The sequence below is a fragment of the Streptomyces sp. Ru72 genome, assembly GCF_002920635.1.
GTDB lineage: Bacteria > Actinomycetota > Actinomycetes > Streptomycetales > Streptomycetaceae > Streptomyces.
Genome location: NZ_PQSR01000175.1, coordinates 1 through 8,951 on the forward strand (window position 1 = coordinate 1; position 8,951 = coordinate 8,951).

General features: G+C 70.7%; 7 protein-coding genes and 1 pseudogene. All 8 read left to right on the plus strand.

Annotated features, from left to right (window positions below):
* Positions 1–572 (plus strand): annotated as a pseudogene (locus C3488_RS38235) (ROK family protein); the annotation flags it as partial.
* Between the two features lie 193 nt (positions 573–765).
* Complete coding sequence (locus C3488_RS38240) at positions 766–2,250, plus strand: APC family permease (protein ID WP_103845440.1); 1,485 nt, start codon at positions 766–768, stop codon at positions 2,248–2,250.
* The gene (locus C3488_RS38245; protein ID WP_103845441.1) at positions 2,247–3,260 is read left to right on the plus strand and encodes an acetamidase/formamidase family protein; all 1,014 of its coding nucleotides are present in this window, start codon (positions 2,247–2,249) and stop codon (positions 3,258–3,260) included. The genes C3488_RS38240 and C3488_RS38245 overlap by 4 nt, the downstream gene beginning before the upstream one ends.
* 59 nt (positions 3,261–3,319) lie before the next feature.
* Positions 3,320–3,934, plus strand: a complete 615-nt coding sequence (locus C3488_RS38250; RefSeq protein WP_103845442.1) for an N-acetylmuramoyl-L-alanine amidase — start codon at positions 3,320–3,322, stop codon at positions 3,932–3,934.
* A 115-nt stretch (positions 3,935–4,049) separates the two neighbouring features.
* Positions 4,050–5,327, plus strand: a complete 1,278-nt coding sequence (locus tag C3488_RS38255) for a GAF domain-containing protein (RefSeq protein WP_103845443.1) — start codon at positions 4,050–4,052, stop codon at positions 5,325–5,327.
* Positions 5,328–5,458: 131 nt separating this feature from the next.
* Complete coding sequence (locus C3488_RS38260; RefSeq protein WP_103845444.1) at positions 5,459–6,982, plus strand: aldehyde dehydrogenase family protein; 1,524 nt, start codon at positions 5,459–5,461, stop codon at positions 6,980–6,982.
* A gap of 331 nt (positions 6,983–7,313) precedes the next feature.
* A complete protein-coding gene (locus C3488_RS38265) occupies positions 7,314–8,165 on the plus strand; it encodes a LysR family transcriptional regulator (RefSeq protein ID WP_103845446.1) in 852 nt (283 codons plus the stop codon).
* 141 nt (positions 8,166–8,306) lie between these two features.
* Positions 8,307–8,951, plus strand: a 645-nt coding sequence (locus C3488_RS38270; protein WP_103845445.1) for an MBL fold metallo-hydrolase, incomplete at its 3' end; no start/stop codon positions are given.

The following is an 8,951-nucleotide window of genomic DNA, read 5'->3' on the forward strand; positions in this document are numbered from 1 at the left end:
GCTGTGGCTCGGTGACGACGCGCCCCGCGACTTCCTGCGACGTATCGGCGGAGATCGGCATCGGCGGCGCCGTGGTCGTGGACGGGCGGCTGCTGCGCGGGACGCGTGGATTCGCGGGCGAGCTGGGTCATGTGCCCGTGCGCCCGGAGGGTCCCGCGTGCGCCTGCGGCGGCCGTGGCTGTCTGGAGCAGTACGCCGGCGAGGAGGCCGTGCTGCGCGCGGCCGGGCTGACACCGGGCGAGGACCGCGTCGAGCTCCTCGCCGAGCGTGCGGCGCAGGGCGACCGGGAGGTACTGCGAGCCCTGCGCGGCGCCGGAACCGCGCTCGGAATCGCGATCACCGGAGCGGTCAACCTGCTCGACCCGGAGTCGGTCGTGCTGGGTGGAGCCCTGGCCGCTCTCGCGCCCTGGCTCGTGCCGTCCCTGGAGCGGGAACTGGCCCGGCGAACGGCCGGCCCGGCCTGCGCCGTGAGCGTCTCACGGCTGGGGTCCGAAGGGCCGCTGCTGGGGGCCGCGCACTCGGTGGTGCGGGCGGTGCTGGACGATCCTGCGGCGGTGGCGGCTCGGATGTGACCGCCTGGCCCGGAGCTGCCGGGAGCACGGTCACACCACCCCCCTCGAACGGGTGACGGAGATATCCACAGTCTCCTGGTTGTCCACCGGCGACACCGCCCTCTTCCTGCCCAACCGCCCCGCGCCGTACCGTGATTCACGCGATGCGCAGCCGCCGGGCAGTGGCTGCGCGGGGCGGAATCGGGGGGTTCACATGGCGGGGGACACGGCTTTCGGCCTGAGGCGTGAGGCGATCGGCCTGCGTGAGGTCCTGTTCCAGAGCATCACAGCGATGGCGCCGGCGGCAGCGGTCGCGGCGTCCATTCCCTCCGGCGCGGCCTTCGCGGGCGGCAGCCTGCCGCTGTCCGTGCTCGTCGCACTGGTGGCATGTCTGTTCACAGCGTCGTGCGTGGCCGAGCTCGCGCGGCGGCTGCCTGCCGCCGGTTCCGTGGCCACCTATGCGGCTCAGGGGCTGCACCCGGCCGTCGGCTTCCTCGTCGGCTGGGCCTACGTGTTCGTGGAGGCGCTGGTGCCGCCGCTGCTGCTCCTGCAGCTCGGCTTCACAACGGCGGGCACGCTCCATCAGGAGTGGTCCGCGTATCCGGACGATCTGTGGTGGCCGTGGGCACTCGCCGGAGCGGTGATCATCGGAGTGACCGGTTACGTCGGCGTGCGCGCCTCGGCCCGGTTCGGCACCGTCCTCGGCGTCTTCGAAGTGATGGTGTTCCTGGTCTTCGCGCTCTGGCTGATCGTCAGAGCGGGTGGGCACAACACACTGTCGGTGTTCGGGACCTCGCACACGGCGAAGGGGTACGAGGGCGTGAGCGGCGTTTTCGCCGGATCGGTCTACACGGTGCTCGCCTTCGCCGGATTCGAGGCGGCCGCACCGCTGGCGGAGGAGACGAGGGATCCGCGACGGACGATGCACCGCGCGGTCCTCGGAGCGGCGCTCGCGATCGGACTGTTCTACGTGGTCACGACCTACGCGATGACCGTGTTCGTCGGCCCCGACCGCTTCGCGGGATTCGGCGCGTCCGGAGCGGCGTCCTGGGAAGGTGTGGCGCGGGCATCCTTCGGACTCTTCTGGGTGCTGGTGTTCCTGGCAGTCGTCAACTCGACGGTCGCGAACGCCAACGCGTGCGCCAACGTCTCGACGCGTACGGCTTTCGCGCTGGCGCGCATCCGGGTGTTCCCGCCGCTCTTCGCGCGCCTGCACCCCAGGTACCGCTCCCCCGCCGCCGGTGTCGCCGTACAGAGTGCGGTGGCCGTAGGGGTCATGCTGGGGCTCGGCCTCGCCTACGACCCGGTCACGGCGTTCCTTCTGCTGGCCACCGTCATCGTGACGGTCGTCATAGGTGTGTACATCGTGGTCAACCTGGCGTGCGCGGGCTACTTCCTGCGCCGCGGGCGGGAGTCGTTCAGCCCGGTGCGGCACCTGCTGTTCCCGCTGCTGGGCGTGGCCGCCTTCGTGCCCGCCCTGCTGACCGCGGCGGGCCTGCCGGTGTTCCCCTTCGTGTCCACGCTGACCGCACCGGTGTCGTACGCCGGCCCCGTCGTCGGGGTCTGGATGGCCGCGGGGGTCGTGGTGCTGCTCGTCCTGCTGCGGCGCCACCCCGGACGGATAGCCGAGACCGCCCGCGTCCATCTGGACGACTCCCCCACCCCCGACTCTCTGCCGAACGGAGCCGTACAGCCATGAACGACCCCCGCATCCTGACCGTGCGGCCCACGCCGGACGAATACGCCTGGACCTTCGGCGGCGCACCGCCCGTCGCGAGGATCGCGCCGGGCACGGTCCTCGACCTGTACACGGAGGACTGTTTCGCCGGACGGGTCCGGTCCGAGAAGGACCTGGTGTCGCAGGTGTGCGAGTTCCCGTTCCTGAACCCGCAGACCGGTCCGTTCCATGTGGAGGGCGCCGAGCCGGGGGACACCCTCGCGGTCCACTTCGTGTCGATCGAACCGGCCAGGGACTGGGCGGCCTCGACGACAGTGCCCCTGTTCGGCGCGCTGACCTCGACGCACACCACCGCGACACTGCAGCCGCCGCTGCCGGAAGCCGTGTGGATCTGGCAACTGGATCGGGAGCGGCGCACCGCTCTGTTCACCGCCCGGGACAGCGACATCCGCGTCGAGCTGCCGATGGATCCCATGCACGGCACGGTGGGCGTGGCACCGGCCAACCTGGAGGTCCGCTCCGCGCTGGTGCCGGACACGCACGGCGGGAACATGGACACTCCGGAGATGCGGGCGGGTGCCACCTGTTATCTGGGGGTGAACGTCGAGGGCGGCCTGCTCAGCCTGGGCGACGGGCATGCCCGGCAGGGAGAGGGCGAGACCTGCGGGGTGGCCGTCGAGTGCGCGATGAACAGCGTGGTGATCGTCGAGCTGCTCAAGGGCGTCGCCACACCCTGGCCGCGCATCGAGACCGACACGCACATCATCTCGACGGGCTCGGCACGCCCGCTGGAGGACGCGTTCCGGATATCCCAGCTCGACCTGGTGCAGTGGCTGGTGCGCGACTACGGGTTCAGCGAGCTGGACGCCTACCAGTTCGCCACCCAGACGGTCGAGTCTCCGCTGGCGAACGTCTGCGACACCAACTACACGTGCGTGGCCAAGCTCCGCAAGGAATGGCTGCCGGCACGCGAGACGCACCGAGGAATCCATGCCCGGATGCGCGAAACGGCGACCGCGCTGGGGCGTTGAGCAGATCAGGAACAAAATCGGCACTTCTTCGAAAGTCAGGAACGGAAGGCACTCCGTCCATGAAACAAACCGAGCAGGAACGGGCCAGACCCCTCACCAGCAGGCGCCGGTTACTACAGGGCGCGGCCCTCGCAGCGGTTCCCTACACACTGCTTCCCTCCGCACCGGCCCACGCCCGGCCCCGGGCCGTCGACCATCCCTTCGCGGACTGGATGTCGGCGGACCCCCGTAACTACACGCCGTCCGACCGGCCCTTCAGCCACCCGCTCGACCTCGTCGTCATCCACGTGACGCAGGCGACGTACACGAGCACCCTGGGCATCTTCCAGAACCCGCGGAAGAACGTGTCCGCGCACTATGTCGTCCGGTCGGCGGACGGTCACATCGCGCAGTGTGTCCGCGAGCACGACATCGCCTGGCACGCGGGCAACTGGGACTACAACACACGCAGCATCGGCATCGAGCACGAAGGGTGGGTGGACCGGCCCGGATATTTCACGGACGCCCTGTACGAGAAGTCGGCCAGACTCACGGCGGCGATCTGTGCGCGACACGGCATCCCGAAGGACCGGGCACACATCATCGGCCACTACGAGGTCCCGGGCACCGATCACACCGACCCCGGACCGAACTGGGACTGGACGCGCTACATGAGGCTGGTCAACGCCTCTTGACGCCCGCGCACGAACTGCCGGTTCCGTTCGGGTCCATGCCGGTCGAAACGGTTGTCGGCGGCCGACTGCGGAGTGACGATGTCACCCATCGCACCGCCGTTCCCGGGAGGCCGAGTTGACCGAGCCGTGGGTGGCCCTGGAGCCAGGGGCCGATCCCGTCGAACGGGTACGGGAGCTGCGTCGCGCGCACGAGACGTTCACGGCGATCGGGACGGTGGCGCGGCGGGTCCGTCCTGTGGTGGCCGACTCGTGGCGGCGTTCGGCGCTGGCGGGCGTCGGACCGGACGGTACGGCGCCGGTGGAGCTGGCGGACGGCGATCTCGGCTCGTACCGGGCCGAGCATCCGCTCGCACGGGTGATGCCGCTGGTGCGTGAACTGATGGGCCCGTTCGCGGCGGACGGCGAGCATCTGCTGGCGGTGTGCGACGCGCAGGGCAGGCTGCTGTGGGTCGAGGGACATCCGGCGACACGACGGCGGGCGGACAGCATGAACTTCGTGCCGGGTGCCCGCTGGGCGGAGTCCGCGGTGGGTACGAACGCGCCGGGGACGGCCGTCGCGGTGGACCGGCCGGTGCAGGTGTTCGCCGCCGAGCACTTCGTCCGGCAGGTCCAGCCGTGGACGTGCGCGGCGGCGCCGGTGCACGATCCGCGCACCGGGCGGGTGCTCGGCGCGCTGGACATCACCGGCGGGGACCGGCTCGCGCATCCGCACAGCCTGGGATTCGTGCAGGCGGTGGCCCGGGCCGCCGAGTCCCAGCTGGCGCTCCTGGCGCCGGTCGAGGACGTGGCGGACACACTGCGGCTGACGGCGCTCGGCCGTGACGAGGCGCGGCTCCTCGTCGGCGGCCGAAGCGTCCGGCTCAGCCGCAGGCACAGCGAGATCCTGGTGCTGCTGGCCCGGCACCCGGAGGGGCTGACCGGGGACGAACTGCTGTGCGCGCTGTACGAGGACGAGTCGGTGACGCCGGTGACGCTGCGCGCCGAGCTGGCCCGGCTGCGCCGGATCCTCGGCCCCGGTCTGCTGGCGTCGCGCCCGTACCGGCTCACGGCGGCGGTCGAGTCCGATGCCGGCGTCGTGGAACGCCGGCTGGCGTCCGGGGCGGTGGCGGAGGCGGCGGCCGCATACCGGGGCCCGTTGCTGCCCGGTTCGCAGGCGCCCGCGGTGGCTCGGTTGCGCCGCAGACTCGCCGACGGGCTGCGGTCGGCGCTGATCGCCCGCCGCGACCCCGACCTGCTGGCCGACTGGGTCCACACCCCGTGGGGCGAGGACGACATCGACGTCTGGCGGGCCCTTACGGTGGTACGGCCGACTGCGGCGGCGAGGGCCCGCCTGGAGGACCTGGAGGCGGAGCTGGCGGCACCGGCGGGATGGGAGCGTCCCCGACCTCACTGACGCCGCGAGACGAAGACCGGCGTCCGTCCGTAAGCCCCGGCACGCAACGTCCTCGCAACGTCTTCGTTCCTAGCCTCGGCGTCGAGAGCTGCCCAACGGCGGGCAGCGCCTTCCCAGGAGGCAGAGCCGCAATGACCCGTTACGCAGCGCCCGGCACCGAGGGCGCGATCGTCTCCTACCAGGCGCGTTACGACCACTTCATCGGCGGAGAGTACGTGCCGCCGGCGCGTGGCCAGTACTTCGAGAATCCGACTCCGGTCAACGGGCAGCCGTTCACGGAGATCGCGCGGGGCACCGCCGAGGACGTGGAGCGCGCGCTGGACGCGGCGCACGCCGCCGCGCCCGCCTGGGGCCGTACGTCGGTGACCGAGCGCTCCGACATCCTCCGGAAGATCGCCGACCGGATGGAGGCCAACTCGGAGCAGTTGGCGGTGGCCGAGAGCTGGGAGAACGGCAAGCCCGTCCGGGAGACCCTGGCCGCGGACATTCCGCTCGCCATCGACCACTTCCGCTACTTCGCGAGCGCGCTCCGCGCGCAGGAGGGTTCGCTGGGCGAGCTCGACGACGACACGGTGGCGTACCACTTCCACGAGCCGCTCGGCGTGGTGGCGCAGATCATCCCGTGGAACTTCCCCATCCTGATGGCCACCTGGAAGCTGGCGCCGGCGCTCGCCGCGGGCAACGCGGTCGTGCTGAAGCCGGCCGAGCAGACCCCGGCGTCCATCCACTACTGGCTGAGCCTGGTCGCCGATCTGCTGCCGCCGGGTGTGGTGAACATCGTCAACGGCTTCGGGGTGGAGGCGGGCAAACCGCTGGCGTCGAGTCCGCGGGTGGCGAAGGTCGCGTTCACCGGTGAGACCACGACGGGGCGGCTGATCATGCAGTACGCCTCCGAGAACATCACCCCGGTGACGCTGGAACTCGGCGGCAAGTCCCCGAACATCTTCTTCGACGACGTGTGGTCGGCGAACGACGACTTCCGCGACAAGGCGCTGGAAGGCTTCACGATGTTCGCGCTCAACCAGGGCGAGGTGTGCACCTGCCCCTCACGGGCGCTGGTGCAGCGGGGCCACTACGCCGAGTTCATGGAGGCGGCGGTCGCCCGCACGGAGCAGATCAGGACCGGGCACCCGCTCGACACGGACACGATGATCGGCGCCCAGGCGTCGAACGACCAGTTGGAGAAGATCCTCTCCTACCTGGACATCGGCCGGCAGGAGGGCGCGAAGGTCCTCACGGGCGGCGAACGCGTCGAGTACGACGGTGAGTTGAAGGGCGGGTACTACGTCCAGCCGACGATCTTCGAGGGCGACAACCGGATGCGGATCTTCCAGGAGGAGATCTTCGGGCCGGTGGTGTCGGTGACGTCGTTCCACGACTTCGACGACGCCATCAAGATCGCCAACGACACGCTGTACGGGCTCGGGGCGGGGGTGTGGACGCGGGACATCAACACCGCGTACCGCGCGGGCCGCGCCATCCAGGCGGGCCGTGTCTGGACGAACTGCTACCACGCGTACCCGGCGCACGCGGCGTTCGGCGGCTACAAGGGCTCGGGCATCGGCCGCGAGACCCACAAGATGATGCTGGAGCACTACCAGCAGACGAAGAACCTGCTGGTGTCGTACTCGCCGAAGAAGCTGGGCTTCTTCTAGACACATGCGAAAAGGCGCCTGCCCGGGGCACGTACTCTCGTCAGGCGCCCTTTCGGAAGCACGTGACCGCCCACGCCCACGGGCAGTTGGTCGTGCACGACGACCCGGCCCGGATCGAGGAACGGATGCGCCGCCTGGCCTACCGTAACGAGCGGGCCACGACGAACCCTGGTCCCTCGACCAGGCCCCGGCGAAGTTCATCGAGCGCCGGGGGCGCGCAGTCGTCGGCGTCGAGCCGGTCATCAGCCGCGTCGAGGGCGAGGGGTGGCCGGCCGGGGCGAGGGGTTCGCACCGATCGGTGAAGTCGTTGCGCAGGGCTGGCGCGATGGGCATGGACGTCGAACTCCGTCACCTGCGGGCCTTCGCGTCCGTGGCCCGCCATCGCTCGTTCTCCCGCGCCGCCGAGGAACTGCTGATCACTCAGCCGGCGCTGAGCCGTACGATCGCGCAGCTGGAGGGCAACCTGAGCGTCCGCCTGCTCGACCGGTCCTCGCGGCATGTCGAACTGACGGACACCGGCGCGGAGTTCCTCGTCCACGTCGAGCGGGTCCTCTCAACCCTGGACCAGGCCCTCGCCGTCGCGAGGCATCGCGTCACCCTGCGGCTCGGCTTCAGCTGGCTGCTGCCGGATCCCTGGACGCAGCGGACCGTCAGCCGCTTCGAGGAGAGCACGGGAGCGACGGTCGCCCTCACCAGGACCGACGATCCCCTTCAGGCATTGCGTCAGCGCTCGCTCGACATCGCGGTCGTCCGGGGCGACGTCGACGCGCCGAGAGGGGCGCGCATTCTGCATCTGTTCGACGAGCCGCGCATCGCCGTATGCTCCGAGCACTGCGATCTGACCCGCCTCGATCATCTGGACTGGACGGACGTCCAGTACTGGCCGCTCGTCGTCAACACGGTCAGCGGTACCACCGGCCCCTGGTCATGGCCCGCGGACCAGCGTCCGGCCCAGATCATCGAAACGGCGAACTACGACGAGTGGCTGGAGACCGTGGCCACGGGACGGGGCATCGGCATCGTCCCGGAGGTCGCGCGGCGCCGTACCCAGCACCCCGCGGTTCGCTTCGTGGCCCTCACCAACGCACCGACGATCCCGGTCAGCCTCGTCCACCTGCCCGACGCCCGCCGGACACTGATCCGCCGGTTCCTGGATGCCGCCGTACAGACGACGTCGGCGTGATGCCCGCCTCGGCCGAACGGTGAGCAGCAGCCATGCATGGCGCGCATGGCTGCCTCATGACGGGCATTTCACGTGGCACCGCGCCATCACTAGCGTCGACGGTGTGAGCGAAACGATCAGGGACATTCCGCGAGGGTCACGATGAGCACAGGGCTGTCCCGGCAGGAATGCGCGGTCACCGTCCTGGGCGGCCCGACGGCCGTCATCGACATCGGCGGCCTGCGCATCGTCAGCGATCCGACCTTCGACGAGGCGGGTCCTCACGGGTATCTCACCAAGACCGCCGGACCCGCCGCCGACGAGGACGCGGTGGGACCGGTCGAGCTCGTCCTGGTCAGCCACGACACGCATCCGGACAACCTCGACGAGCGAGGCCGCGCGTTCGCGAAGGCCGCGCCGCTGGTGCTCACCGGCCCCCTGGCCGCCGGGCGGCTCGGCTCACCGGCCGTCGGCCTCTCCCCGTGGACGACCCACTCCCTGCCGCGCCCGGACGGGGGCGGAGATCTGACCGTGCTGACGGTTCCGGCCGTTCACGGTCCGGAGGACGGCGAGCTCGACGCCGACGGGAACGTCAACTGCGAGGTCACTGGATTCGTACTGTCCGGGCAGGGACTTCCCACCGTCTACGTCAGCGGCGACAACGCCTCGATCCGCACGGTCGCGGAGATCTCCCGCCGGGTACCGGACATCGACGTGGCCGTCCCGCACGCGGGAGCGGCACGCGTCCCGGCGAAGTTCGAGGGGCGGCCCCTGTCCCTGGACAGCCGCCGAGCCGCCGCCGCGGCA